This window comes from Gracilinema caldarium (genome assembly GCF_029265695.1).
Taxonomy (GTDB): domain Bacteria; phylum Spirochaetota; class Spirochaetia; order Treponematales; family Breznakiellaceae; genus Gracilinema; species Gracilinema caldarium_A.
In genome coordinates, this window is record NZ_JAJUHW010000028.1 from 1 (window position 1) to 25,521 (window position 25,521).

At 45.9% G+C, this 25,521-nt stretch carries 22 protein-coding genes; 7 read left to right on the forward strand and 15 right to left on the reverse strand.

Going from position 1 to position 25,521, the window contains the following annotated elements; all coding sequences use genetic code 11:
- Positions 1 to 163 precede the first annotated feature (163 nt).
- From Q7P68_RS09660 to Q7P68_RS09715, 12 genes are all read right to left on the reverse strand, one after another.
- Entirely contained in the window at positions 164 to 1,447 is a 1,284-nt protein-coding gene (locus Q7P68_RS09660; RefSeq protein ID WP_304225120.1) for an L-rhamnose isomerase, read from the reverse strand.
- Between the two features lie 67 nt (positions 1,448 to 1,514).
- Positions 1,515 to 2,687 (reverse strand): class II aldolase/adducin family protein, encoded by a 1,173-nt coding sequence (locus tag Q7P68_RS09665; protein WP_304225121.1) that lies wholly within the window; start codon positions 2,685 to 2,687, stop codon positions 1,515 to 1,517.
- Positions 2,684 to 3,010, reverse strand: coding sequence for an L-rhamnose mutarotase (rhaM, locus tag Q7P68_RS09670; protein WP_304225122.1), 327 nt, complete (start codon positions 3,008 to 3,010; stop codon positions 2,684 to 2,686). Before rhaM ends, Q7P68_RS09665 begins: the two co-directional genes overlap by 4 nt.
- Positions 3,010 to 3,990, reverse strand: coding sequence for an ABC transporter permease (locus Q7P68_RS09675; RefSeq protein ID WP_304225123.1), 981 nt, complete (start codon positions 3,988 to 3,990; stop codon positions 3,010 to 3,012). The genes rhaM and Q7P68_RS09675 overlap by 1 nt, the downstream gene beginning before the upstream one ends.
- Positions 3,987 to 4,973 carry an ABC transporter permease gene (locus Q7P68_RS09680; RefSeq protein ID WP_304225125.1) on the reverse strand — a complete coding sequence of 329 codons (987 nt, stop codon included), beginning with the start codon at positions 4,971 to 4,973 and terminating at the stop codon, positions 3,987 to 3,989. Before Q7P68_RS09680 ends, Q7P68_RS09675 begins: the two co-directional genes overlap by 4 nt.
- Positions 4,974 to 6,503, reverse strand: a complete 1,530-nt coding sequence (locus Q7P68_RS09685) for a sugar ABC transporter ATP-binding protein (protein ID WP_304225127.1) — start codon at positions 6,501 to 6,503, stop codon at positions 4,974 to 4,976.
- Between the two features lie 79 nt (positions 6,504 to 6,582).
- Positions 6,583 to 7,608, reverse strand: a complete 1,026-nt coding sequence (gene rhaS / locus Q7P68_RS09690) for a rhamnose ABC transporter substrate-binding protein (RefSeq protein WP_304225129.1) — start codon at positions 7,606 to 7,608, stop codon at positions 6,583 to 6,585.
- Positions 7,609 to 7,721: 113 nt separating this feature from the next.
- Positions 7,722 to 9,200, reverse strand: a complete 1,479-nt coding sequence (locus Q7P68_RS09695) for a response regulator transcription factor (RefSeq protein WP_304225131.1) — start codon at positions 9,198 to 9,200, stop codon at positions 7,722 to 7,724.
- 12 nt (positions 9,201 to 9,212) lie between these two features.
- Positions 9,213 to 11,144 (reverse strand): sensor histidine kinase, encoded by a 1,932-nt coding sequence (locus Q7P68_RS09700; protein ID WP_304225133.1) that lies wholly within the window; start codon positions 11,142 to 11,144, stop codon positions 9,213 to 9,215.
- A complete protein-coding gene (locus Q7P68_RS09705; RefSeq protein ID WP_304225135.1) occupies positions 11,128 to 13,410 on the reverse strand; it encodes an AAA family ATPase in 2,283 nt (760 codons plus the stop codon). Before Q7P68_RS09705 ends, Q7P68_RS09700 begins: the two co-directional genes overlap by 17 nt.
- A 74-nt stretch (positions 13,411 to 13,484) precedes the next feature.
- Positions 13,485 to 14,588, reverse strand: a complete 1,104-nt coding sequence (locus Q7P68_RS09710) for a hypothetical protein (RefSeq protein ID WP_304225137.1) — start codon at positions 14,586 to 14,588, stop codon at positions 13,485 to 13,487.
- 10 nt (positions 14,589 to 14,598) lie between these two features.
- Entirely contained in the window at positions 14,599 to 15,273 is a 675-nt protein-coding gene (locus tag Q7P68_RS09715; protein WP_304225139.1) for a TP0733 family outer membrane beta-barrel protein, read from the reverse strand.
- Between the two features lie 276 nt (positions 15,274 to 15,549).
- Between Q7P68_RS09715 and folD the strand changes: the two genes are divergently transcribed.
- The 6 genes from folD to Q7P68_RS09745 are packed head-to-tail and all read left to right on the forward strand — an operon-like array spanning position 15,550 to position 20,192.
- The gene (gene folD, locus Q7P68_RS09720; protein WP_304225141.1) at positions 15,550 to 16,431 is read left to right on the forward strand and encodes a bifunctional methylenetetrahydrofolate dehydrogenase/methenyltetrahydrofolate cyclohydrolase FolD; all 882 of its coding nucleotides are present in this window, start codon (positions 15,550 to 15,552) and stop codon (positions 16,429 to 16,431) included.
- 3 nt (positions 16,432 to 16,434) lie between these two features.
- Complete coding sequence (folE2, locus tag Q7P68_RS09725) at positions 16,435 to 17,250, forward strand: GTP cyclohydrolase FolE2 (RefSeq protein ID WP_304225143.1); 816 nt, start codon at positions 16,435 to 16,437, stop codon at positions 17,248 to 17,250.
- Positions 17,243 to 17,593 carry a hypothetical protein gene (locus Q7P68_RS09730; RefSeq protein ID WP_304225145.1) on the forward strand — a complete coding sequence of 117 codons (351 nt, stop codon included), beginning with the start codon at positions 17,243 to 17,245 and terminating at the stop codon, positions 17,591 to 17,593. Before folE2 ends, Q7P68_RS09730 begins: the two co-directional genes overlap by 8 nt.
- On the forward strand, positions 17,590 to 18,918 hold the full coding sequence (gene miaB, locus Q7P68_RS09735) for a tRNA (N6-isopentenyl adenosine(37)-C2)-methylthiotransferase MiaB (RefSeq protein WP_304225147.1): 1,329 nt from the start codon (positions 17,590 to 17,592) through the stop codon (positions 18,916 to 18,918). Before Q7P68_RS09730 ends, miaB begins: the two co-directional genes overlap by 4 nt.
- Complete coding sequence (locus tag Q7P68_RS09740) at positions 18,903 to 19,232, forward strand: hypothetical protein (protein WP_304225149.1); 330 nt, start codon at positions 18,903 to 18,905, stop codon at positions 19,230 to 19,232. Before miaB ends, Q7P68_RS09740 begins: the two co-directional genes overlap by 16 nt.
- Before the next feature lie 12 nt (positions 19,233 to 19,244).
- Positions 19,245 to 20,192: an SPOR domain-containing protein gene (locus Q7P68_RS09745; protein WP_304225151.1), complete on the forward strand. Its 948-nt coding sequence runs from the start codon at positions 19,245 to 19,247 to the stop codon at positions 20,190 to 20,192.
- A 10-nt stretch (positions 20,193 to 20,202) separates the two neighbouring features.
- Here Q7P68_RS09745 and Q7P68_RS09750 read toward each other — a convergent pair whose 3' ends face one another.
- Genes Q7P68_RS09750 through Q7P68_RS09760 form a run of 3 tightly spaced genes read right to left on the reverse strand, consistent with a single transcriptional unit; the run spans position 20,203 to position 23,301 of the window.
- Complete coding sequence (locus Q7P68_RS09750) at positions 20,203 to 21,708, reverse strand: pallilysin-related adhesin (RefSeq protein WP_304225153.1); 1,506 nt, start codon at positions 21,706 to 21,708, stop codon at positions 20,203 to 20,205.
- Entirely contained in the window at positions 21,705 to 22,694 is a 990-nt protein-coding gene (locus Q7P68_RS09755) for a DHH family phosphoesterase (RefSeq protein ID WP_304225155.1), read from the reverse strand. The genes Q7P68_RS09750 and Q7P68_RS09755 overlap by 4 nt, the downstream gene beginning before the upstream one ends.
- Before the next feature lie 16 nt (positions 22,695 to 22,710).
- Complete coding sequence (locus Q7P68_RS09760) at positions 22,711 to 23,301, reverse strand: hypothetical protein (RefSeq protein WP_304225157.1); 591 nt, start codon at positions 23,299 to 23,301, stop codon at positions 22,711 to 22,713.
- A gap of 168 nt (positions 23,302 to 23,469) precedes the next feature.
- On the opposite strand from Q7P68_RS09760, the gene cfpA reads away from it, so the two are divergent.
- Positions 23,470 to 25,515: a cytoplasmic filament protein CfpA gene (cfpA, locus tag Q7P68_RS09765; protein ID WP_304225159.1), complete on the forward strand. Its 2,046-nt coding sequence runs from the start codon at positions 23,470 to 23,472 to the stop codon at positions 25,513 to 25,515.
- The last annotated feature ends 6 nt before the right edge of the window (positions 25,516 to 25,521 follow it).

Sequence of the window (25,521 nt, forward strand, 5' to 3'; positions counted from 1 at the left end):
CGCCCTTAGAACCCGCCACTGCCACTACCTGGTAGCCTTCAACTTCGAAACGTTCAAGAGTCCCCAGTGCAACCTGGGACATCCATGACAGATCCGATAGACCTTCCATGTGATCCCCCTTGTTTTACTCTAGGACCCTTTGGCTAGGGATGCAAGGGGAATATTATAATCTATGAGAAAGTTCTTTCTCTTCGTACTCTTGAATCATTGACAGCCAATCAGGTCCTACTGGTGTTTTTGCTGCCAAACAAAGTGCATCCCAAATTGGGGCTATAGGAAATGACTTAGCTTCTTCCATAAGCGCAAGTCTTTCATGTAATCTACCTGAAAGCTCCGCTTCTCGAATTAAATCAATAGGTTCCAGGAAGGCTTCAAGAAGAGCTTTCCTGAAAGCCCTTGCCCCGATAACCCATGCGGCTATTCGATTTATAGAAGCATCAAAATAATCCAATGCTACATGTACCTTGTCAAAAGCATGAAGTCGCGTTAATTCCCGGCAGATATCTCGAATTTCATCAGAATAAAGAGCTACATGGTCAGAATCCCATCGAATACCTCGGCTTAAATGTAAAAGCAGCCCAGGAACAAAACTGAGCAAGGCTGATATTTTGTCGGTTATTGTCTCTGTTGGATGAAAATGTCCCATATCAAGGCAAAGCTTAATCTGACGGCTCACTGCATATCCCATATAAAATTCATGTGATCCTACTACATAAGCTTCGCTTCCAATACCAAATAGTTTGCTTTCGAGGGTATCAACTATATATTTTTTTTCAACTGGTTCGTTTAAAATTTCATCTAGTGCTTCTGTAAGTAATTTACGATGAGTAAATCGATCTGCTACTAAATCTTTAGACCCATCAGGTATCCATATGTTATTAACTACAGGACTATTTTGCTGTATTCCCATAGCTGCAGCAATATTGCGACTCGCTTTTCCATGTCGTATCCAAAACGCTCTGATAGTTTTGTCGGTATTTGCAAGTGTATAACCTGATTGTGCTTTAGGATGTGAAAAAAATGAAGGGTTAAAATCTAAATTAATTCGTTGTGCTTTAGCCCAACTCATCCATTTTTCAAAGTGTTCTGGGGTGAGCTCGTCACGTTCTACTTTTTTACCTCCTGTTTCTGCATATAAGGCATGTAGATTGAGCCGTGATGTTCCGGGGATCAGTGACATTGCGAAAGACAGGTCTCTTCGAAGTTCATCTCCGTTTCTTGCCCGTCCTGGATAATTCCCCGTTGCAAGAATACCCCCTCCTGACAATTCATCTACTCCTTCAAAGCCCGTAACATCGTCTCCCTGCCAACAATGAAGAGAAAGTGGGACATTTAAAGCTGCTTGTATAGCTTTGTCAGTGTCTATCCCGAACTGTGCATATCGCACTTTTGCTTGGTTATAAGATTCCTGAATAGCCTCTGGTTCTGTGTAAAAGCGTCTGATCATTGTTGTTATACTCCTTAAATTAAAACTAAATATTGAAACATCACAACTCTATAATTTTAACTTAGGCTTATTTTGTTGAAATTGTAGCACGATATTGTTCGACTTCCCAATTATTAATAAAATCGATGTATTCCTGTTCCATATGTCGTGGGCCTCCGAAACTTTCAGTGTACCGAGCCACCAAAGATGCATCGGCCATGAGTTCTGTTGCCAAAATTGCTGCTTTTTCTGTGTTTCCCAATCCAAATATGCCGAGGGCAGAAACTGCTACAATTTTGGGGATTCTTTTATATGTTTTAAGATGGTTTATCCATTGTATTGTGATAGATTGTGTAATAGCATCATTTATTATCGATTGTTCAGTAAGTTGAAGATCAAGGAATAGTGGATCGCTGCCTGCATAAACTATATGATCTGGTGTAAAAGGTCTTTGGAGAGGAATAAAAGCGGTTTTATTTGTAACCCGTAAAGCAAGCTCCACATCTCGTCTGAAATAAGAATACCAGGAGATTTGCGAGTCTCCATTATGTTGAGATTGGGATACTAGTTCTATAAGAAAATTAGCGATGCTTTGTGATGGGCCAAACTTAGTTACCAATACAGTTGGATCTGGTTTTTTTAGAATATGTGTTGTGATGCTTTTACTGATATTTTCATAAAGCCGCTCTATCTCTTGAATTGTGTTACCAGCGACAAATACTCCATGGTTCTGTAAAAATATAATCTGTGCGGCTTTTTTATATCGGTTTATATACGTGTCCAGCCTATCCTTTACTTTCAAAGATAAGACATAACCAGGATTACTAATCGGTATCCAAAGCGGTGCTTCTCCAAATATATCTCGTACAGCCTGCTCTCCCTTCTGAGAGCATGTCAGCCCGTTTACAATAGTGGGGTGGGTATGTACTACAAATGAGAAAGGTAATAAATCATGGAGCAATGTTTCTACGCTTGGACGTTTTTTTTCCTCACCAGGGAGTCGGGCGGCCATTAAATCTTTGAGTACGAGTCGTTCCCTTTCACCCTCATTAGTTGGGTATTGTTTGTGCCAAATCTGTCCGAGGGATGCCCTGTCGAGACGGACAAAATCTTCTGCCTGGATTGTACTGAGTGCTGTACCTGACCCCTTGATATACAAGATATGCTCATCTTTGTAGGATGTGTTACCCCCACCTGCAATGACATAATTTGGATCATTTCCGTATTTCCTTGAAATATACACAAGATTATCTAAGTTCACTTTGTCCCCTCATCAATGTGAAACATTTCTTCCAATACATCACAAATCGGCGATTCATCAGGATTAGTTTCCATGATGTCCGCCATCATATGCCACCATCTCTTTACAACCGGTGAATTGGGAAGATCTTTATCTGTTGCATCATCTTTTAAATACTGAAAGGCAAAAAGTGTGTTTGTTTTTTTATCAAGGTAGATAGAATAATCAGAAATGCCAGCCTTTTTCAGCTCCGCCTTAAGTTCCGGCCAAATTGCATCATGCCTTCGTTTGTATTCTACTTCAAAACCCGGTTTAAGATACATCGTAAAAGCATTTCGTTTCATTATGAACTCCTTTTTATGTGCATGTTTAATTCAAACCGTTTCATTATTTCTGGAATCACAACTGCGATTATCAGTAGGGAGCCAGTGATCAAATTCATAAGCCTTCCTGGAATATTTATGAGTCCCATGCCAAATTTCAGATAGCCAAGCAAAAAATTTGCCACTACGACTCCAAAGATTCTTCCGAATCCGCCACTTATAGCCACTCCTCCCAGGACAACGCTTGTGATTGCGTCCAATTCGATACCGCTTGCGATATTTGGTCTCGTAGACCCGATACGGCTTGTAAGCAACACCGCAGCAAGCCCTGAGAACAGTCCTGCCCAGCTGAAAATGATGAACCGAATGCGATTCACGGGAACTCCAGTAAAACGAGCTGCTACAGGATTTCTTCCGAGGGCATATACCTTTCTTCCAAAGGTGGTACGGTGTAAAAGTATGCCAGTTGCAAGGGCTAGGATGAAGTACAACATAAGTTCAAATGGTATTTTGGTTCCGGGAATATAACCTTGGCCGAAGTACGCAAAGGATTCCGGATATTTAGTAAATGCTTGGTCTCCTAAAACCGCCTGAGAGATTCCTCGATATAAGGATTGAGTCCCTATGGTTACTGCTATGGCAGGTATGTCGAAACGGGTAATCAGCCAACCATTGAGAATACCTGCGAGTAGCCCAACAGTAAGACCAATAACTACGAGACCAGAAGTTTGTATACCTGTTTGTGAGGCTGCCCCCATTGCAAGGGATGATAAAGCAAGAATTGATCCAACCGAAACATCGATATCGCCGCTTAGAATAATAAAGGCCATCGGCAATGCAATGACAGCTTTTTCTATAAAATTAAAAGTTGTTTCAAGAAGGTTTCCAGGATCAAGAAAATAGGGAGAAATAAAAGAGCCAAAAAACATGACTATTACAAAAATAATGCTGATTGTAAAATCCCAGCTCCGAATAAATGTATGAAGTTTTTTATCTTTCATACATGGCTCCTTTTAGTAAGCATTTTGTGCTGGTACCTTCGATTAACCAGGGTGTTGGCAACAATTGCTATAAGGATTGCTGCTCCTTGAATAGCCATCTGATAAAAGGGAGATAGATTTATAACAGTTAGTGCGTTATATAAAAGGCCTAAGAAAAAAGATCCAAGCACAACTCCTGTAATCGTACCAGAACCTCCAAGAACAGAAACACCACCAATGACACAGGCTGCTACCGCTTGAAATTCATACCCAACCGCCGTATCTGTTTGGGCTGCTGCATAACGGGTTACATAAAGTAATCCCGCTAATCCTGAAAGAATACCGCTGAGAGAAAATACAAGATAGTCGATATATGGTCCTGATATGCCAGCCAAACGAGCTGCAGTACGGTTCCCTCCAACAGCATACACTGATCTTCCCTTCTGTGTATAAGTCACAAAAGAACCAATGAGAACAATAGCAATGCCGGTATACCAGAGTATTCCTGAAATACCGAGAAAAGATTTATGTGGGATTGACTCAAAGAGTGTAGACATTTCATGGGCACTGACCCATTGTCCGCCCGAAACAAGGAACACCAAAGCTCTATAAATAGCGATAGTTCCTAAGGTTGCTATAATTGATGGTATGTGTATAAAGCCAACCAATATTCCATTTATACTTCCAAATATAAAACCCAAGATTATAGCAGTGAGCAATACCATAGGAATAGGTAATTCAGGCATTTGAACATTCAACATTGAAACCAACATACCAACCAAAGCCATGGTGGAAGAAATGGAAAGATCAATTCCACCGGTGAGAAGGATAAGAAACTGTGCTGTAGCAGCGAGCATTAAAACTGCAGTGTCATTTAAAATATCATAGATATTTCCGAAACTCGCAAAACGTGGAAACCTAAGACTTACAAGGATTATAAAAACTACTATAAAAAGTGCTAAGGTAGTCTCTCTTCTTTTTATCAAGTAGCTTAATTGTTTCATTTATTCTACCTCCCCGGGGTCTTTAAAACTTCCCATGGCTGCCCGCATAATTCGTTCTTCTGAATAATTACTGCGATGCAGAACCTCAGAAATACGACCTTCATGCATAACCACCACCCTATCTGTCATCCCTATTATTTCTGGAAGTTCAGAGGAGACCATAATGACCGCTAACCCTTGTCCTGCAAGGTCTGATATAATTTGATGAACCGCTGATTTTGTGGCTACGTCTATACCTTTGGTCGGCTCATCCAATATAAGTAATGTTGGATGTGAAGCAAGCCACTTGGCTAAGACAACCTTCTGTTGGTTTCCGCCAGATAACGTCTGTACGTCATATTCTATACCAGCCGCTTTTACTTCCAATTTTTTTGCATATTCTGATGCGAGACTTGTTTCTTTTAAATGGTTTAAAAATCCAAGGGTGCTTAATTGGTCAATCTGGGGTAATGATATGTTTTCAGCAATAGACATGGTAAGAATGGCCCCCTGTCTTTGCCTATCTTCAGGTACATATACAATTCCGCGCCGCATTGAATCTTGAGGGCTTTTGAAATGGCATTTCTGATTTTCCATAAAAATTTCTCCCCGATCTAACGAATCTATACCGACCAGAGATCGCATCAACTCAGATCTTCCTGCTCCGACAAGGCCAAAAAATCCGAGAATTTCACCTCGATGTACTTGGAAGGAAATATCATTAAATACACCAAGCTGTGAAAGCCCTCGAGCTTCAAGTACTAGGTCACCAATCACTGTTTTTCCTTTAGGGAAGAGTTGGTCTATGCTTCTTCCTACCATCATTCGGATAAGTTCATCTTCTGTAACATCTTTCAATAGTCCTTCGCTAATAAAATGTCCATCTCTCAGGACCGTATATGAATCAGCGATTTCAAAAATCTCTTCAAATTTATGAGAAATAAAGATGATAGCAGTCCCTTGAGCTTTTAATTTTTTTACCAGTTCAAAAAGTTCTTCTGTTTCTCGGATCGTTATAGCACTGGTGGGTTCATCCATTATAAGTATTCGGGCTTCCTGAGAAAGGGCTTTTGCAATTTCCACCAAATGCCGTTCCGCGGTAGAAAGATCCTTAACTAGACTACGTGGATCAATTTGCATTCCAAGGCTTTGTAATAGTTCTTTAGAGCGATGATACATATAGTTCCATGAAATCGGTTTTAATGGCAGTCTCTTGAATGTATTAATTCTCGGTTCATGGCCCATAAAAATATTCTCAGCCACTGAAAGATCAGGGAACATGGAAGTTTCTTGGTGGATGACCGCAATACCTGCTTGTTGAGCTTCCTGGGGCGATTTGAAATTGATTTCTTTGCCCTGATATAGTATACTTCCCGAACTTGGTTTATAAACCCCTGTTATAATTTTAACCAGTGTCGATTTTCCCGCTCCATTTTCCCCGATAAGTGCATGGACCTCTCCTGGCCGTAAACTTAGGTGCACATCATCTAATGCTTTGATACCCGGGAAATACATACTTATATGAGAAAGTTGCAAAAGTGCTTCATCCATGAACTTGACCCCTTTGAAAAAGAAAAACGCCCGTTCACCACATAGTGTGGATCGCGGGCGAGTAGGAGGATCCTACACATTAGAACATAGCGGCGTATTTTGCGATGTTATCTTTGGTGAATGTGAAAGGTTCACCCATTATAGCAAGTCCCTTAGGACCAACTTTAATGGTTCCCATCCGACCTGCAGTAAAGGAATCCCCTTCTTTGCCAGTATTTTTACCATTTACTAGATTGTAACAAATGTAAGTTGAAGAATACCCCAAATCTATTGGATTCCAAAGAGCTATAGCCTTAGATACACCATTTTCTACATAGGCTTTCATTTCCGAAGGTAATCCAAGGCCAGTAAGTTGGATCTTGCCGGTAAGCCCCTGATCCTGAATTGCCTTTGCAGTTGCGGCAACGCCGACTGTCGTAGGAGAAATGATTCCCTTAAGATTTGGATATGATTTAAAGAGTCCTAAAGCTTCCCGGTATGATTTGTCAGAAGAATCATCGCCGTATACTACCGCAACAAGTTTCATATTTTTGCATTTGGGATTTTCTTGAATTTCTTTTTTCATATATTCAATCCAGGCATTCTGGTTGGTTGCTTGAGCGGTGGCAGACAAAATAGCTACTTCTCCTTCCCAATTAACCAATTCCCCCATTAGCCTCATCTGGCTGCGTCCAATAAGCTCAGTATCGGAAGGTGCTAGATGTAGAATCCGACCAGCTTCAGCAACTCCAGAATCGAACGAAATGACTTTAATACCTGCTTCCATTGCTTTTTTTGCTGCCGGTACCAACGCATCCTGATCGTTAGCGGAGATCGCGATGGCATCTACCTTAGTAGCAATCAAATTGTTAATAATTTCAATCTGGCCTTCTGCGGTAGCAGAGCTTGGTCCCTGGTAGATAATTTCGACATCCCCAAGTTCTTTAGCTGCCTCCTGTGCGCCATCTCGAACCGCTTCAAAAAATCCGTTTCCAAGACTTTTAACTAAGATAGCAATCCTAACTTTTTTCCCTCCTGTTGTGGTCTTGGTGTCTTGCCCACCAGCGGCAAAAACCATAAGAGAAGCGAATAACAGAATACTAACCAATAACAGTTTCCGTTTCATACAAAATCCCCCTTTATTGGATTATCAGCCTGTACAAGCCGATTTCAATATCAGTATCAAGGGATTTCTTATTTTTTGAAACAGGATAATTCTACGGAATAGATACGAAAATTCTATGATTTTTTTTCGAATACTGGAGGATAGCCCATGATTTTTTTATATAGTTTGGAAAAATGTTGTTCATCAGCATAGCCAACTGCCCAAGCTGCTTCTTTAACCGATAGTCCGGATCGTAACAAATTTCGGGCTTCTTGAATACGGCGTTTAGTTATATAGCTTGTAAAGGTTTCTCCAGTTTTTTGATGAAAAAGAGTAGAAAGATAATTAGGGCTAAAACCAAATAACGAGGCAACCTGGGTTATGCTAATAGATTCCATAGAATGACTGTCTATAAATCTAATTATCTCGGTAAATGGTTCTTCCCGTTGGCTGTTTCCATTGTATCGCACCATACTAAGAAGATTTTCTTTGAAAGTATGGATCGCTTTATCTGATAGTCCCTGGGCAGATAAACCTAGTGATATGACCATAATTCGTTCTAAATAGTGCAGTAATTTTATTTGAAGTTGGGGCTCCACTTTTTCGAGGGTAATAAAAAGATCTAAAATATGAGACTTATAAGCTAACCAGTCTTTTTTTCGCCAACTTTGAATTACCGAAACTATTTTTTTGCTTGCTTCAAGTTCTTGGGCAGTGAATGGCAAGAGCAATTCAGTGCTTGTTTCTAAATCAAGACAGCTATTCGGTAAAAGCGGTTCATACTTCAATACGTCCTTAATTTTAAAAATTTGTTCTCTGGCAATTTCGAAATTGAAGCAAGGCAAGCCTGTAATTATTTTAATGATATAAGTTTGATAATCATGTTGCAGCCGAGCTATCAGATGAGTAAGTACAGACTCTTTAAATACTGATAGTGAAACAGGTTCTGAAAAACTACAGAGGGATTCATACAAACCGTTTTCCCAATCTGGATATATAAAGAGAGGAAATTCATCATTGTTGTAGCACAGGTAATTATTTTTAATTGTTTGAATCACTGAATCTTGCGGGATGGATGGTCCCTGAAGGGATATAACAAGTGGATATAATTGAGACTTTTTAGTGTATCTTATTATAGATGGTAGATGATCCAACCCCTGATTCTCTGAATGAATAGGTTTTTCATGGTTTTGCAACAGTCTAATCCAAAATGATTCAAGTTGTTTAATTTCTATTTTTTTAATTTCTCTCCATTTGTTAATGAGCATCGCGGTTATATTTTTAACTTCAAGAGGATCTGGTGGTTTTAAAATGTAGCCCAAGGCCCCGAGAGTGAGAGCCCGTTTAGCATAGGGGAATTCAGCATAGGAACTAACAATAGCCCAAGGTATAGGTCGTAAATCTTTACAACGTTCCATTGCCTCAAGTCCATCCAACTTTGGCATTCGAATATCTACCAAGGCAATATCAATAAGCCCATTTTGAATAAGTTGTATAAGTTGCTGACCATTTTCAGATTCTATAAAAGAAATATCCGTAAAGTTTTCTTTAAGTATATATATCAGGTTGTAACGAGCAAGCTGTTCGTCATCTGCTACACCGATACGTATCATCGATCTAGTCCTTTACTCATTATTTTCGTCGAGAGGAAAGTATAGTTCAATTCTACAGCCTTCACCAGGTTTAGAATCAATATGAAATTGAGCTTGGCTGCCCCCGTCAGGCGCTGGATACCGTAGCTGTAGCCGCCGTTCCACGTTAGCCAAGCCTATTCCTTTTTGTGTTTTTTGAGGATCAAAGCCCTGTCCAGAATCTTCTACAATAATGAAGAGGTACGAACCTGAAACTGTTGGATGTTTTGTTATACTCAATTTTATGCTTCCCATGTCACCTGTAGGTTCTATTCCGTGAATAATTGCGTTTTCAATTAAGGGCTGAATTATTAGCTTGGGAATTCTAATGGTTTTTAATTCTTGTTCAATATCAATATTCCAAATAAGACGGTCTTGAAACCTCAATTTTTGTAGTTCTAAATATTTCTCAATAAATGAAAGTTCTTCAGCAATAGTTGCAATGGCTTCATGGCTTACCGTGTATCGGAGCATATCTTTGAGGGCAAGAATTGAACGTTCCAAGCTATCCCGGTTCCCCATGCGGTTAAGAGCAGCAAACCCTCCCAATACATTATATAAAAAATGAGGTTGAACTTGTGATTGCAATGCCTGGTATTCAGCACTTCGTTCTTCTACCAGTTCTGCATAAGTGTTAGCATTAGTAATAAGTAGTGCAGCAAATTCAATAAAATTTTCAATTCGTATCCGATCTAAGTCGTTAAAATCATCTTGAGCTCGATACAGTACAAGGACTCCTAGAAGCAACTTCTCTTTCAAAAAATGGGAATTGGAAGTCCCTTGAGTAGAATCAAAGCGCACAGAGCTAATGTCTTCTGTAGAGATCTTTTGAATTTCTACCAAAGGTGTAATTGGTATTATTGATGGATCTGCAAGGACTGTATTTTCATTATTATGTTTTGAAACTATACATGAGAGATTATAAACTGATGAGTTCATACTAAAATATGCAGCTTCATCAACCTCGAGCAGATCGAGTGCAGCAGCAAGCACCGTTTGGAGAACCTGGTTTGTAGAATCGTTTTGACTGTTTTCAAGTGTTTTTTCTGAAATATGTTGTGCTATAGAAACTAGAGCTCTCAGATGTTCTTTTAAAATACTTGTATAACGATTAAAATGGGTAGCAAGTTCTTGGAATTCGTCATGGCTTGAAAATTTTAGCGGAGTGGAAAAATCTCCTTCTGCAACGGTATACAAAGCATTCCCTAAAATCTTGAGTCTTCTTACAATACGTGATGAAAAGAAAAGTGGTATAAGTGCTGCAAGAAGAGCTCCTAGTAAGCCTAATATGAGAAAAGAACGTACTAAATTACGTTGTATTTTGCGGCCTTCTGCATCCAATGCTTGGATAAAGTAATTTAAAAAACTTTCAAAACTGTTTGCTAGATAATAAGAAGTTTGCCGAGCCTCATCGAAAAGGGCAATCAAATCGCTATTACTTGATCTTTGAATTCTGATATAAAGATCTTCTCCCAAAAGTCCTGCGTCTTGAATATTCTGCAGCCGCATTTGCAGTCCAATTAACTTTCCGAAAGCTTTTTGGCTCATCAACTCTGCCGTAGCATATTCCTCTTTCAGTACACCTTCATGAACCAAAGAGATGAGGGTTGGATCCTCTATAAAAGTACGAAACTGGTTCTGAAATTGGATGGATGCCTCTTTCCAGGATCTAACCGCTGAGGTGTAAACATCGAAATAAAGAACATCCTTCAGGTTACTATAGGTATCAGGAGCAAATGCTCCTATCATGACATCCTTGGTAAGCTGTCTAACTCGGCGTGATTGTTCTAGAAGTTCCTGGCCCTTTAAAGCGGCCTCTGAGAGTTTCTGGAGCCGCACCTGGGTAAAGAGTGAAAGTCCGACTAGAGTTAAAACAATGAAAAATATGCAGCTATACAGGGCTATAAATTTATACCGCAGCCGCATGGATGTGTAGGGCCTCCCATTCCCAGACGAGCGGTCCCTGGCGGGCGATGGAGGTGATAATTTCTTTGAGTTTTGATGCCTCTTCCGCTCCAAGAGTTTCCGCTAGATATTTCCCCCAGGAAGATCGATCTGTGTCAAACCAGCTCCGTGTGTCTGTTTCGCTGATAAGCCGTTCTTCCCTTCGCTTGAGGGATGTGAGCTTTGGTTCAAACCCTGTGCTGCGAAGGGCGGTCTCAAGATTGTCTGGAGCCCAGGCGAAGCTGTAGCTAGCCCAGAACTGTTCTTCCGCTTCGCGGAGCTTTGGAAGCAGTGAAGCGGCTGTTTCCGCAAGGGGGCCTGTGAGCCGGTCCTGCTCCCGCTCCAATAGGTTCGCAATGCGCTGGCCCCGGCGGGGCGGGCTTGCGAGGATACGGAGTATGCCTTTCGGGGCAAGGAGATTTCGGGCTTGCTGGGCAAAATGTACCATTCGTTCCTGGACTGATAGCCCTGGTAAAGGCCGCCTCATAAAATCCCTGGCAAGTATATATTCAAACCTATCGGTTCCAAAGTCCTTTATCGCTTCTTCCCGATCTGGCAGATCCCGACCAGTCAGTACCATGAGCTGGGGGAGCTCTTCCTCTTCGAGGTTTACGCCCCGCTGCCGGGCGAAGTGAAGCAGGGCTTCCCGGTTCTGTTCCTGGGAGATCAGGCCTGCCGCAAGGCCTTCCGGGGCGCGGCGCAGGGCTTCCCAAAGGAGGAGTCCTTCATCAGCGTTGTATATGAGGATACGGTCCTGCCGCTTAATTGGTAAATCAGAGTAGAGAAGATCCCGGTCTTCCAGCAGGGTCCGGGAACGGCTCCCTTCGAGCCGTTTGAACCAGCCTTCCCGGCCGCGGCTTGCGGCAGACCAGGATAGTTCTTCCGTTTCATCCTTACCTTTTCCCAAATCCTGGAGTATCACCGCCGTCTGGAGTTCCCGTTTTCGCAGGACTTCGTCCCGTATAGAGCCCTCATAGCCGATTTCGCTCGGATTATAAAAGGTTTTTCCCCGCAGAGCCGCGGGCAGATACTGCTGGGCTGCCCAGTGTTCCCGGTATGCGTGGGGATAAACATAGCCTTCCCCGTGGCCGAAACCCTCCTTGTCCCGGCTCCCATCCTTGAGGTGCTTGGGTACCTCTGCATCCTCCTTTTCGATTTCTGCTAGAGCATCAAAAAAGGCGAGGGTGCTGTTGGATTTCGGCGCCGTGGCCAGGTACAGGGCCGCCTGGGCGAGGGGGAAGTTCCCCTCAGGAAAGCCAATACGATCAAAGGCTTCGGCGCAGGATATCACTACGCTTAATGCATGAGGGTCCGCAAGGCCCACATCTTCGCTGGCAAGGATAATCATGCGTCTAAAGATAAAGGCCGGGTCCTCGCCGGCTCGAACCATTTTTGCAAGCCAGTAGAGGGCCGCATCTGGGTCGCTGCCCCGGACACTTTTAATAAAGGCGCTGATGGTGTCAAAATGGTAATCCCCATCCTTGTCGTAAAGGACCGCCCGCCGCTGTATGCTTTCTTCCGCCGCTTCCATGCTGATAAAGATTTCGGACCCATCCTCAGGGGGCCAGCGGGGCGGGGTGGTTTCTACCGCTAGTTCTAGGGCATTAAGGAGGCTCCTCGCGTCCCCCGATGCTACTTCCACCAGGTGTTCCAGGGCCCCGCTTTCGAAACGGACCTGCCAGCGGCCATAGCCCCGTTCCTTGTCCGCCAGGGCGCGGCGGGCGGTTTCGAACAAGGCTTCTTCTGTCAGGGGCTTGAGCTGGAAGATCCGGCTCCGGCTCACGAGGGCTCGGTTTACCTCGAAAAAGGGGTTTTCAGTGGTGGCTCCGATCAGGATGACCGTGCCGTTTTCCACCCAGGGGAGCAGGGCATCCTGCTGGGCCTTGTTCCATCTATGAACCTCGTCTACAAAGAGAATGGTCCGCTGGCCGTAAAGCCTGCGTCGGTCATCGGCCCGGTCTATGGCTTCTCGGATGTCCTTTACCCCTGCGAGGACCGCGTTGAGGCTTTCGAAGCTGCTTTTGGTGGTGTTGGCAATGACCCGGGCGAGGCTCGTTTTACCAGTTCCCGGGGGACCGTAAAAAATGAGGGAGGAGAGCCGGTCGGCCTGTATGGACCGGCGCAGGAGCCGGCCGGGACCGACTATATGGTCCTGGCCGATAACTTCGTCCAAAGTCCGGGGCCGCATTCGGTCTGCCAGGGGACCGGAAGGGGGTAGGGCTCCGTCGGCGGTAAAAAGTTCGTTCATAGCCGCTCGTATAAGCTCGGTTTCGGACCGGACCTCAGTGGTTTCTGCCTCTGGAGGCCGGCCCTGCGCCGCTCCTATTCTTCAGCGTTCCAGCTGCCCCGGTAGGCCCAGAGACCGTCGGTGAGGGTGCTCGCAAAGAGGGTGGAGCCAAGGCTTGCGGGGGCCTGGTAGAGGGCGCTTACTATTTTTTGCCCCAGGGACTGCTGGTAGGTGGTTTTGTCCGCCACGGTGGTGGGACTCCCATCGCCAGGCACCTTAATGCTCACCGTGCTAGGAAGGTCGCCACTGGTTAACGGCAACTCCCAATAGCCGTTGGTATAGGTGCTGTACCGGCGGCCTGCAAGGAGGAGACTAGAAGTCTCGTCAGTCCAGACCGCTAGGGCTCCCGTATAGGGGTAGCTCGTGTCGCTTGCGGCGGAGACCTCACTGAAACCGCCGCTTGAGCCTTTAAGCATATAGCCGCCGCTCCCCACGGCCACCACTTCTGTTGCCAGGGCAATGAGGCCGTTGAGCCGGTACTTAGTGTCCGTGCTGCCAGAGATAGGTGTGGCTGAATGAAAATTGCTGGCTAAAGCTGCCGTATAGATCCCCTTGCCGGTCACCGCCAGGTAATAGTTGCCACCCATGTTGACCGCCCCGACTAGGCTGCCCGGCACACTGTCACTTACCGTAATGCTAGATAGAGCGGTGGCGAGATTGCCACCATTGTCGTACAGCACTGCCGCTTCGGTGCCGCCAGAGTTCCGAGCTCCTACAAAGAGGGTGGCCCCGGCGCCGAAAATGGCCCCCAGTATGGAATAGTTGGTGCTATTGGTAACAGGGGCCCAGTTCGTGCCGTCTGTAGTTTTATAAAGGGTTGTGCTTATGCTGCCTGTGCCATCCACCGAGAGCGCATAGAGCGCAGTGGACGTGGCAGCCACTTCCCGGATATTCCCTCCAGGCTGGTTTTCCAGGGCTATCCAAGATGAACCATCATAGACCCAGATTTTGCCGTTAGCTGTGTAGAGTCGGTCGTGACTGCTTACGTTGGAGGCCACAATCCGCGATGGCCCGCCGGCAATCACCGGGTCCTTGGGAGGCGTTTCTTTAGAAATGTTATAAAACAGGGGACTCTGGTTGCAGGAAAGGGCGAGGAGGGAGATCACCATCAGAGCGGTATACATCAATCTGCGTTTCATAGCTGCTCCCTTAGAAATGGTATCGGGCTGCCAGGGTTACACCCAGGAAATTGCCGTACATGGTCTGGGCCGGATCGGAAAACCACTGGGGCAGCCACCACCAGTCAGCGTTGAGTCCAAAGGACCAGTCAGGGTTAAAGCGCCAGTAGACCGCGGCGGAGGGCTTTATGATAAGGCCGAAGTAGCCCTTGTCCAGGTACCCCTGATTAGCCGCCCCAATGGTAAGGGCCAGGGGAAATTCAAAGCGGTTAAGAACAAACTGATAACCCAGCCGGATGCCGAAGGGGACGAGGTACAGCATATTTGCCCCGACGGTGGAGGAAAAACTCCCGCCGATTTCGCCGCCCACGGAAAAGTGGGAGGTAAAAAAGTAATTGTAATTAAGATATCCGGTCCCGCCGGTGTTTATGTTGGTTTTCTGGATACCCGCGCTGTTGTAATAAAAGAGGGGAACCAGGGGGCCCATGGCGATGACAAAGGTCTGGTCGCCCCGGGAATAGGTGGCGATTTTTACTTTGCTCCAGTCCGACTCAATAGGGAGGTTCGAAGCACCCCCGTTCTGATCCTGGCCGCTTTCAGTCCCGCCGGAATTTTCCTGGGCAGGGATCTCGCGAGGCAGGACCATCGAAACACCCATGAGACCGAGGACCGCAAGGATGACTACCAAATGTTTGCGTATGGACATGCACCATCTCCTTCTATGCACGGTTGCTTCTACTATATAGAAAGGTTCAAAGCCTGGCAACAGCGCGAGAACCCTTTTTGGCATACCGCTTGTACCGCTATGGGCGGTCATGGTAGAACGTATCACAACAAACAGCAAATACCTAAGGTTACGTGGGCTACAAGTAATTGCAAAGCCAATTTAAACACGCGATGCGTAGTAATCAACTTTTGAAATTGGCTAATATAAAGTTTCATGTACCCAATATGCCTTACATTGCAAAGTAGGAGGGAAACCATGTCAGCCCAGCTCATAGATGGAAAGCTTATTGCTCAAAAAATACGGCAGGATGCGGCGGATCGGACACAAAAGCTCCGTGCCAGGGGCATACAGCCCTGCCTTGCGGTAGTACTGGTGGGTGAAGATCCGGCCAGTGTCTCGTATGTGACCGCCAAGGAGCGGGCCCTGGAAGAAGCGGGCATGGCGAGCCAGGACATCAGGCTGCCCCAAGAAACTTCTGAGATAGAGCTCCTTACTATTATTGATAAACTGAACCAGGACCCCCAGGTTCACGGTATTCTAGTTCAGCTGCCCCTGCCCAAACATATTAACGAGGACCGGATCATTACCGCCATAGAGCCTGCCAAGGACGTGGACGGCTTTCACCCCGTGTCGGTAGGCAATATGGTGCTGGGCCGGCCTGGCTTTCTGCCCTGTACGCCCCACGGTGTATTGGTATTGCTCAGGGAACTCAGTATCCCCACTAACGGAGCCCATGCGGTAATGGTAGGCCGGTCCAATATTGTGGGTAAGCCCCTGGCGAATCTTTTAACCCGCAGGGATATCAACGCTACGGTAACGGTTTGCCATACGGGCACTCGGGACCTGGCGGACCATTGCCGCAGGGCGGACATTCTAATTGCAGCCGCAGGCCGGCCAGGTCTCATTACAGCGGATATGGTAAGGCCCGGCGCAGCGGTCATCGATGTGGGGGTGAACCGGGTAGAAGATCCGGCGGCAAAAAAGGGCTACCGCCTCGTGGGTGATGTGGACTTTGAGGGAGTTAAGGAAGTGGCTTCCTTCATTACCCCTGTACCGGGAGGGGTGGGTCCTATGACGATTGCCATGCTTATCCAGAACGTGGTTCAGGCGGCGGAACACCGGCTCCAGGGAGTCTAAGCCATGGCAGAAACCTGTTCCTGCCTTATGGAAGATGTTCAAAACCAGCGAGATGACCGGGATGTGCCCCTTTCTAAGGTAGGCATTAAGGGTGTGCGTTATCCCATCCGGGTTCTGGACAAGGCAAAATCGGTGCAGCATACCACCGCTACGGTGGACCTCTATGCGGACCTTCCCCGGCATTTTAAGGGCACCCACATGAGCCGCTTTATCGAAGTTTTAGAACGGCATAAGGAGGACCTCTCCATGCCGCGGTTTTTGCAGATGCTGGGCGAAATTCGCAGTGATCTGGAAGCCGAATCGGCCTTTGGCCGTATTGCCTTTCCCTATTTTATCGAAAAGGCCGCGCCCGTTTCGGGACTTAAGAGTTCCATGGTTTACGAGTGCCGTTACGAAGGGAGCGTCAATTCCCAGGAAAAGCATTTTACCGTAGAAGTCTCAGTGCCGGTCACCACGGTCTGCCCCTGTTCAAAGGCAATCAGCGACCGGGGGGCCCACAACCAGCGGGGCATCGTCCGGGTAGAAGTAGAACTGGGTCCCTTTTTCTGGATTGAAGACCTTATCGACATCGTAGAACAGGCGGCTTCCAGTCCTGTGTATACCCTGCTTAAGCGGGAGGACGAAAAGTATATCACTGAACAGGCCTATGACAATCCTAAGTTTGTTGAAGATCTCGTGCGGGATGTGTATATTGGAATCAAGGCCCTCAATCGTTTTCCGCGCTTTTCTGTGGAGGCGGAGAATTTTGAGAGCATCCATAACCATAGTGCCTTCGCGTACGCTGAGTATGGAAGGCTGAAGGAGTTAAATCATGAATGACATGGTACCTACCAATGTTTTAGCGAAACAGGGCGTAGCAGCGGTTGGCGGCATCGCCGGCGGTATCGGCCTTATGATACTGGGGGGGCTGCCCTCCCTTTTCGGCATTATTGCCGGCGGTGTGGTCGGTCTTATTGGCCTTGGCGCCATGGGATCCCATGACCCGGCGGATAAACGGGCCGGGCTTATTGCCCTGGTGGCCGGCGGCCTTACGGTGCTCTCCAAGGTCGGCATTTTTTCGGGTCTTGCAAGCAGTTTCCTGGGGCTTGCCACCGTGGGCCTCCTTGGCATGGGGGCCTGGAACGCCTATAAATTTTACAAAGGATTAAAGAGCAGAGCGTGACCTATTTCTTTGAAACCTACGGCTGCCAGATGAACATTGCAGAATCGGCGGCCCTGCAGATGATACTGAAAGAACGGGGCTGGCAGGAAGCCAGCTCCGCCGATACGGCGGATTTGATATTGCTCAACACCTGTTCCGTCCGGGCTACCGCTGAAAAGCGCGTCATGGGCCGCCTTGCCCAGTACCAGGCAGCAAAACGGCAGCGTCCATTTACCCTTATTGTGGCGGGCTGTATGGCGGAGCGGCTTGGGGACAAGCTTAAAGAAAAAATCCCCGCTGTAGACTATGTCATGGGAACATCGAGCCGGTCCACCTTTCCCCTCATCCTCGATGCGGTGGAGGAGGGAAAACCCCTTGTATTAACCGATGAAAAACCGGCCTTCGCCTTTTCATCCTCCCACCTGGAGGAGGGGCAGTTTCGCAGTTTTGTTCCCATTATGCATGGCTGTAACAATTTCTGCTCCTATTGCATTGTTCCCTACGTCCGGGGGCGGGAAATTTCCCGGGATCCCCAGTCTATTGTGGATGAAATTCGGCTCCTTGCCGACCGGGGGGTACGGGAAATAACTCTTTTAGGCCAAAATGTTAACTCCTACCAGTGGAAGGACGGAAACCGGAGCCTCGATTTTCCCGGTCTCTTGGAACTGGTGGCAGAGACAGTGGAGCAAAGTCCCATCCGCTGGGTACGCTTCCTTTCAAGCCATCCCAAGGATCTCTCGTCCCGGGCTATCCAGGTCATGGCCCAGCACCGGGTTTTTGCCCGGCACCTACACCTCTGTGTCCAGCATGGCTCAGACCGTATCCTCGAGGCCATGAACCGCCGCTACACAAAAAGCCGCTATCTCGAACTGGTGGCGGAAATCCGGGAAGCCATGCCGGACATCAGCCTTTCCACGGATATTCTCATCGGTTTTCCCGGAGAAACAGAAGAGGATGTGCAGGACACCCTCTCCCTCATGGAAGAGGTGCGTTTCCTCTACTCTTACATGTATCATTATAATCCCCGGGAAGGAACCGCAGCCTATAAGCTCCCCAATCGGATACCGGAGCCTATCAAAAAGGAACGGCTCTCCCGGGTCATAGAACTGCAAAAACAGCACACCAAGGAACAGCTTAAAAGCCGGCTTGGTCAAAAAACGCGTATACTTTTGGAGGGAATTTCCCGCAAAAATGCCGATGAATTATTAGGGCGTACCGAACGGGACGAAATGGTGGTAGTTCCCGGATCGCCTGCATATATAGGAACCTTTGTTGAGGTTACCCTCAGTGCCCTCAGGGGAAACACCTTCCATGCTAAGGAGATTGTGCCATGCCAGGACGCCTGATTGGTATTGTCATCGGAATAGGAGTACTGGTTGCCTTTATCAGCCTGAACCTCCGCAATGTCTGTGACATATCCTTCGGCTTTTTTACCCTTACGGGCATTCCCGTGTTTCTCACCATTCTGGCGTCCTTTGCTTTGGGGCTCATAGCGGCCCTTCCTACGGTGTTCGCTGCATGGCTCTATGCCCACCGGCTCTCCAAACAGCTTTCTATGGATTCTAGACCGGAAAAAAGAACCGCAGCAGCGCAAAAAAAGCAGAAACGAAATACCGTAAAGGATCATCAGTTTGATGAAAAAGACTTTGGCATCGACTGAAATGGTCAAAGTATGAGTAAAACTAAATTGCAGCCGGTGGTAGCCCTGATCATTTTTTTGCTTGTTCCGCTTTTTGGGATCCAAGCTCAGACTGTCGATCAGGTTCAAAATCTATTTCAGGAATATGAAAGAATACAAAAGCAGCTACAGGATAAGGGTCTCGAGGCAAAAACGAAGAGGGGCCTATGGCTCACCTTAGCCCGCTTGCAGCTGCAAAGCGGCGATTACCAGGGAGCAGCCGCAAGTTATTCTGAAGCTGCCTTTTCTGTGGCCGCAAACCGGGATGAGGAAGCGCTGCTTCGTGCTGCTTTATGCTACCTATTTGTCGGAGAATTTGAACGGGCTTCTTCTACAGTCAAAAACCTGCTGCTTACTTCTCGAAACAGCCAAATTATTGAGCAAGCCCAAGGGGTAGGAGCTGTCATAGATGCCTTCCGGGGAGAAAACGGGGCATTGCAGAATCTGGAACTCATGCTTCAGGACCCCGCGCGGGGAGCTCAAAAGCCAGCATTACTGTACATCTTGTATCATCTTACGGGAAAGGAAGCCTATGTGCAGGGGCTCAAAAAAGAATGGGGAAACAGCATAGAATCAGCCCTGTTGGAGGGATCTTCAGCAGCCCTTAAACTTTCGCCCCTCTGGCTCATGGGTACTCTTGTACCCCAGCCATCGCAAGTGCAAAACCTAGCAGCAGAACCCAAGGAAATACAGCAGAATAAAGATATTGCTCCTCAGGAAGAAATTCTCCTGCAGTTAGGTCTCTTTAATCAGCAAGGCAATGCACAGCAAATGGCAAGCCGATTGCAGGAAAAGGGATTTAAGGCTGAAATACGTAAACGCATGGTAAATGGTGCTGAGTACTGGGCGGTAACGGTAGTTGGAGGGGCAAACTATAACCAGAAGCTCATGGAGCTAAAAAATGCAGGTTTCGAAGCCTTCCCGGTATTTCCGGAGAAATAAGACCTGAGCTTTATTTAACTAAAACGTACTGCATAGTCCCTTCATTTACATTCTCAATTCCGTTTATTCCAAGCCGAACCTTTGTCAGTTCCATAATTTTTTGCCGCACTGGCCCTTTGTTAAGCTCTCGCCGTTCAACCTTGTACACTTCTCTATTTACCGACATAGTGGAAGAGGCATATCGGAGTTCTAGAATTTCTATGCCGTTTTGCAAGTAGAAAGAGTAATTACCCGTAACTGTTTTTCCCTGACTTGTTTTTTCAAAATTACCGTTAGTATCAAAAACTATGCTGTCGCTTGCTCCATCGTATCTGGCATTAACCCAGGCATCTATGGTGCGCGTTTCAGCAGCTGCTGGGGAACTGTTTAACGTTTTAGCAACCTTCTGGTATACCCCATCCCAATGGCCGGTAATACCTATTTTAAGCTGCACATCTTCAAAAATCCTAATCACAATACTGTCTTTTGTCTCAAGACTGATATCAATTAATCGTCTCAGGGTGGTAACCGAAAGATTTTGGCTGCTGATATAAATGCCATACCTGGTGGAGCTAGAATTTTGCCATCGGTAGACTTCCTGTGTTTTATCCTCGTAAAAGATAATCTCCCGTTTTGCCACATCAAAGTAAATATATTGTTTTACGTCCTGACCTGATCCAGTATAATACCAGAGGCCGTTCAAAAATTGTTCGAATTTACCAGCGGTTCCGTCTAAGAGTTCCCGTATTTGCCGCTGTTCAATCTGATTCCCCGGAATTCGAGCCGTACCAATCCGTTCATATACCCCTGAATCTTTATTGTAGGCATATTTAATTTCAATCTGGTCAAGTAAATTGGTGGATTCCAAATCTCTGCCAAAGGTAGAAATCGTAAATGCAGCCCCAGATGAGATCCCCATCGCATATGCCTGGGATCTATCTGTTTCGGTAATCACGATGGTACCATCAACCTTCATTTCGGCAATCTTTTTTATATCATACCCAGAAGTAGGGATAAGAAAGGCCGTTAAAGTTTGTTCTCCAGAATCATTGAGACCCTCCAGAATAATACAATTGCTTCGGTCCCCTATAAGGTCTTTCAGTAAGAGCCGCACGGTTCGTGCCTTTGTTGCGAGTGTAGGCTGTTCCCATGCCTTATTATACAAACCGGTGGCCTCATCAAAATCGATATAGGCTACCATAATTGGCCCGTTCAGGTCCGTATTTTTGCGATATGCAATGATTTGTTCATCCTGAGGATCCGCATCCATGTTTTGGGTAATAATAGAAACAATTTGCTCATCGCTAGCGAGGGCAATTTTTGACAGATTTAAGTCTTCATAGGCCATTCGTTCAGCAACAGAATCAGGAGTGCTGTCTGAAATATAGCTATTGGTTTGAGGTGTAATGACCTTTGTCTGACGTATTTGCGCATTTCGAACAGAAAAACTCTGTTGATTGAATAAAAAATAGACAATGACGCCCAGGGTAATAATAAAAAAAAGAGGTACAAATATATTAATGTGTCTATGTTTCATGCCATTCCCAAAGCTGTAAGAACCTTTTGTAGCACCTTTGTACGGGTTTCTTCAAGCCCCATATTGCTTTTAAAGCCCGCCGCCATTTTGTGACCCCCGCCTCCGAATTGTTGGGCTAGTAGGGACACATTCACTTTACCTTTGGAACGGAGGGAACAGCGGACAAGACCTTCTTTGTTCTGCTTTATAAGGATAGAAACTTCTATTTCCTTAATTTGTAAAGGTATATTGATGAAATTTTCAGCGTCTTCATAGGCAGCTCCTGTTTCTTCCAGATCCGCCTTGGTCATTACTTGAATGGCAACAGTACCCTGTCCCTGAATATCAAGGCTGGCCATAACCCGCTTTTGCAGCATCAATACAGAAAGAGAATTGCTTTCAAAAAGGTTCCGGTAAATCTCATGGGGGACCGCTCCTGCTCGAACTAAAAGTAATGCGGTTTCAAAGGTTTTTGCACTTGTTTTTGAATAGATAAAAGACCCCGTGTCATATATCAATCCTGCATAGGCAGGGATCGCAATTTCCTTCGAAACAGACATTCCTGCAACCTGGATAAGGTCCACCAGTATTTGTGTCGTTGATGCGGCGGATATATCTATATATCCATCCAGATGGGTAAAGGGGCTTTGTTCATGATGATCAATTAAGAATACACCCTGGGCATGGGGCAGAGCTTCGTTAAGCATACATCCCAGATTAAATTCATCGGAAGTATCGACAATCATCATGCCGCCCTGTTCGGGCAAATGAAAATGGCGGCTATTGTTCCAGCATTCTATGACACCATCGGGATCGAGAAAAGAGAACCGCTGCGGAATCGGGTCTGCATTTATAATGCGGACATGTTTTTTTAAGGACCTTAGTATATGATACAGCATAATTTCCGCACCAATACCATCCGCATCAGGACCCGTATGGGTTGTGATGATGAACGCGTCATAGGTATTGATAAATGCGAGAATATCCTGCACCGTATTCACATACATTTCCTTATGTTACCGTTCATGGTGTCTTCTGTTGCAATGTGTCTACAAAAGCTTGGTATTCCTTGGCCGCGGTTTGAATCTTTGCTTCCAGGTTAAGACCAATGATGATTACTTTCCAGCCAGGAAAATCTTCAACTTTTGAATACTTTAGCAAAGCCTCCAATTCTTTGGTTTTTGGCAGATTTACGCTGTTTCCCGTACTGTCAGTCCCGGTAATAATCAGCGCAATAGCCATAGTCTGCTGTTTGGCCTTCGCCGCATCCCGCTTTTTTGCTTCCCGGATTGCTCCGGCTAGATCAGCAAAGTTTCCTTGAATGCTAATACTTTGCAAGGTTTTTGCAAGATCTGTCGTGCTTTCGGGCCCCGAAATCCGGTTTTCGGTCACCAATTGGACCAATGAGCCAGCACTGATAATGGTTACTGTGTCATCCTTTTGGAGTATTTCATCCAAAACCGTCCTGCGGACCCAGGAAAGGGCCTCCCCATAGTGGGCAGAAATCGATGCACTTGTATCTATAAGAAGGTACAAATCGATGGGTCCTTTCCGAAAATCTTCGCCGAAAGCTGTATTTGCTGTAAAGAGGATTGTAAAAAAAAGTATCCACATAGGCCGAACATGCATTATACTTCTCATATACCCTTACTTTAACACATTATTGCGTAAAGATGGCACAAAAAAATAAAAAACGCTTTACATTTTTACCGCAATGTTGATAATCTATAGGAGTAAGTACAGTAATCAAACGGAATCACCGTTAAACAAGGAGTCAGGATTATGGGAGCCATTGACCTGCCCAAGAGCCCGAATGTATTTCATCCCGAGAAGCCGAGTGCTGTAGGTTCACGGAACTCGCTAGCCCAGGAATACCGGGACCAGCAAAAAGAAGTGAACCAACTCCTCGAAGAGGAAACGAATAAAGTACTCCACCATCTCCAGGCTAAACTTCCTAAAGAAGTTCTGGAACGGCTGGATGTTATGGGTGGTTTAAAGGAAAAGCTTTATAACTACTTCAACCAGAATTACCAGAACATGTTCAACCGGTACATGGTTACCGCTGAAGATGAAATGGTCAAAAAGATCCGGAATTATATCGACAAGGAAGAAACAAAGGTCCTTGCTCGGTATACCCCCAAAGAAATCGCGGATCTCTTGGACCAGGTAGGCGGTGCAGACAAGTTCAACACCGGCGAAATTGAAAAATCCATTGTTAACATGTATGGACACCTGCAGGGCCATATCCAGCGGGGTGTTAATGACCTTGAAAACCTCACGAACAGCCTGCTCCGGCAGAAAACCGATGTGGGTGCCTTTATTCGGGGTGAAAATGCCTATTCGGTTGTTAAGTGTGCTTTCAAAGACAATATCGTAAAGCCCAAGACTGTTGCGGATGTTAAACTTTCCGTAAACATTTTGGATTCTGAGCTTATCAGCCCCATTTTCCACTACCAGGTAACCGTAGAATACCTTATTAAAGATCTGATTTCTAAGCACATTATCGATACCATCGATAAGGAAATCGAAAAACTGAAAGATGAGCGGATAGACCAGGGCTTGGATGAGCTTTCGGATAGTGAAATCATTTTCGCCAAAATCAACAAGGTGGAAAACTATACCGATGACAAAGTCGAGGATCCTAAATCCAAGCGCTATACGATCATCGCCAAAGCCTTGATGGAGCGGATTAACGACCTTCGGGCGGAAATTGACCCCGCATCCTTTGATCAGCTTAATATCCGTGAAAATATTAAAAAGATTGTGGATATGGAAAATATCCGTAACCGGGGCTTTAATACGGCTATTAACTCGATTACCTCTATTCTGGATACCTCCAAAATGGGCTATCAGTACATCGAAAACCTCAAGAATGCCCGCGAGCTTATCATCCGGGAATATGAGGATACCGATGTGGCTAACCTTCCCGATGAACGGTACCAGATCCGCATGCGCTATTATGACAATGCCCAGTTGATTGAAGAGCGCAAAGCCTATGATGTACAGGTAAAGAGCTTTGAGACTGAAGTCCAGCACCTGTGGGATGTTCTGGACATGATTTATGAAGATTCCAAGTTCCTTACCCGGGTTACCGATTTTGCCGATTTGGCTAAGATTTACAAGAAAAAGATCCGGAAGAACATTAAGGAACGGACCGGCGATCCTCTGTATGAGGATATTGCCAAGGTTTGGGACGAAATTTCCTTTATTAAGCCCGCTGAAACAGAAGTTGAGCGGATGAACCGCACTTATCTGTACGAAAAAGACAAGCTGCGGCACAAGCTTATCCTGATGCGGGAAAAAATGAAGTCCATGTATGGATACCAGTATCCTATCCAGCGGCGTGTCATGGAAGAGCGGCTTAACTTCCTTGAAAAGGAATTCAACCGGTTTGACTATATGATTAATCCTTATCATATTCAGCCCGGTCTGCTCCTTGATGTGGATATTACGTCGATCAAACGCAAAAAGGCCACACTGGATGGTATGGCAAATGTGCTGAACGAATTCCTCCATGGTGTTTCCAAGGGCTTCCAGGATGCTGCATTTGCATCCTTCAGCCGCCGCCGCTCTACGGTTCGTCAGGATATTGCCCAGTCCTTTGCTGAATCCACAGCAGAAGGTCCTGCAGCTCTTGATCCCGGCAAAGCCTATCTGGATATGCTGAATGCAGAGGAAAATAACAACCTTATTCCAGAAACAGTTAAGGCAGAGCCCAAAGCTTCCAGAGGCCGTGGAAGAGCCGCTAAAGGTGTTGTAGATGAGAAGCCTGCAAAACGGGGACGTAAAGCCCGTTCGGCCGGCAGCGACGGCCTAAAGGAAGTCTAATCCCTT

Bases quoted from the DNA above. Each gene is read 5' to 3' on its own strand.
- cfpA (WP_304225159.1), top strand. From the start codon at position 23,470: ATGGGAGCCATTGACCTGCCCAAGAGCCCGAATGTATTTCATCCCGAG.
- Q7P68_RS09680 (WP_304225125.1), bottom strand. From the start codon at position 4,973: ATGAAACAATTAAGCTACTTGATAAAAAGAAGAGAGACTACCTTAGCA.
- Q7P68_RS09660 (WP_304225120.1), bottom strand. From the start codon at position 1,447: ATGATCAGACGCTTTTACACAGAACCAGAGGCTATTCAGGAATCTTAT.
- Q7P68_RS09745 (WP_304225151.1), top strand. From the start codon at position 19,245: ATGAGTAAAACTAAATTGCAGCCGGTGGTAGCCCTGATCATTTTTTTG.
- Q7P68_RS09750 (WP_304225153.1), bottom strand. From the start codon at position 21,708: ATGAAACATAGACACATTAATATATTTGTACCTCTTTTTTTTATTATT.
- rhaM (WP_304225122.1), bottom strand. From the start codon at position 3,010: ATGAAACGAAATGCTTTTACGATGTATCTTAAACCGGGTTTTGAAGTA.
- Q7P68_RS09715 (WP_304225139.1), bottom strand. From the start codon at position 15,273: ATGTCCATACGCAAACATTTGGTAGTCATCCTTGCGGTCCTCGGTCTC.
- Q7P68_RS09710 (WP_304225137.1), bottom strand. From the start codon at position 14,588: ATGAAACGCAGATTGATGTATACCGCTCTGATGGTGATCTCCCTCCTC.
- Q7P68_RS09755 (WP_304225155.1), bottom strand. From the start codon at position 22,694: ATGTATGTGAATACGGTGCAGGATATTCTCGCATTTATCAATACCTAT.
- Q7P68_RS09695 (WP_304225131.1), bottom strand. From the start codon at position 9,200: ATGATACGTATCGGTGTAGCAGATGACGAACAGCTTGCTCGTTACAAC.
- folE2 (WP_304225143.1), top strand. From the start codon at position 16,435: ATGGCAGAAACCTGTTCCTGCCTTATGGAAGATGTTCAAAACCAGCGA.
- Q7P68_RS09740 (WP_304225149.1), top strand. From the start codon at position 18,903: ATGCCAGGACGCCTGATTGGTATTGTCATCGGAATAGGAGTACTGGTT.
- Q7P68_RS09705 (WP_304225135.1), bottom strand. From the start codon at position 13,410: ATGAACGAACTTTTTACCGCCGACGGAGCCCTACCCCCTTCCGGTCCC.
- Q7P68_RS09760 (WP_304225157.1), bottom strand. From the start codon at position 23,301: ATGTGGATACTTTTTTTTACAATCCTCTTTACAGCAAATACAGCTTTC.
- Q7P68_RS09700 (WP_304225133.1), bottom strand. From the start codon at position 11,144: ATGCGGCTGCGGTATAAATTTATAGCCCTGTATAGCTGCATATTTTTC.
- Q7P68_RS09730 (WP_304225145.1), top strand. From the start codon at position 17,243: ATGAATGACATGGTACCTACCAATGTTTTAGCGAAACAGGGCGTAGCA.
- rhaS (WP_304225129.1), bottom strand. From the start codon at position 7,608: ATGAAACGGAAACTGTTATTGGTTAGTATTCTGTTATTCGCTTCTCTT.
- Q7P68_RS09685 (WP_304225127.1), bottom strand. From the start codon at position 6,503: ATGGATGAAGCACTTTTGCAACTTTCTCATATAAGTATGTATTTCCCG.
- folD (WP_304225141.1), top strand. From the start codon at position 15,550: ATGTCAGCCCAGCTCATAGATGGAAAGCTTATTGCTCAAAAAATACGG.
- Q7P68_RS09675 (WP_304225123.1), bottom strand. From the start codon at position 3,990: ATGAAAGATAAAAAACTTCATACATTTATTCGGAGCTGGGATTTTACA.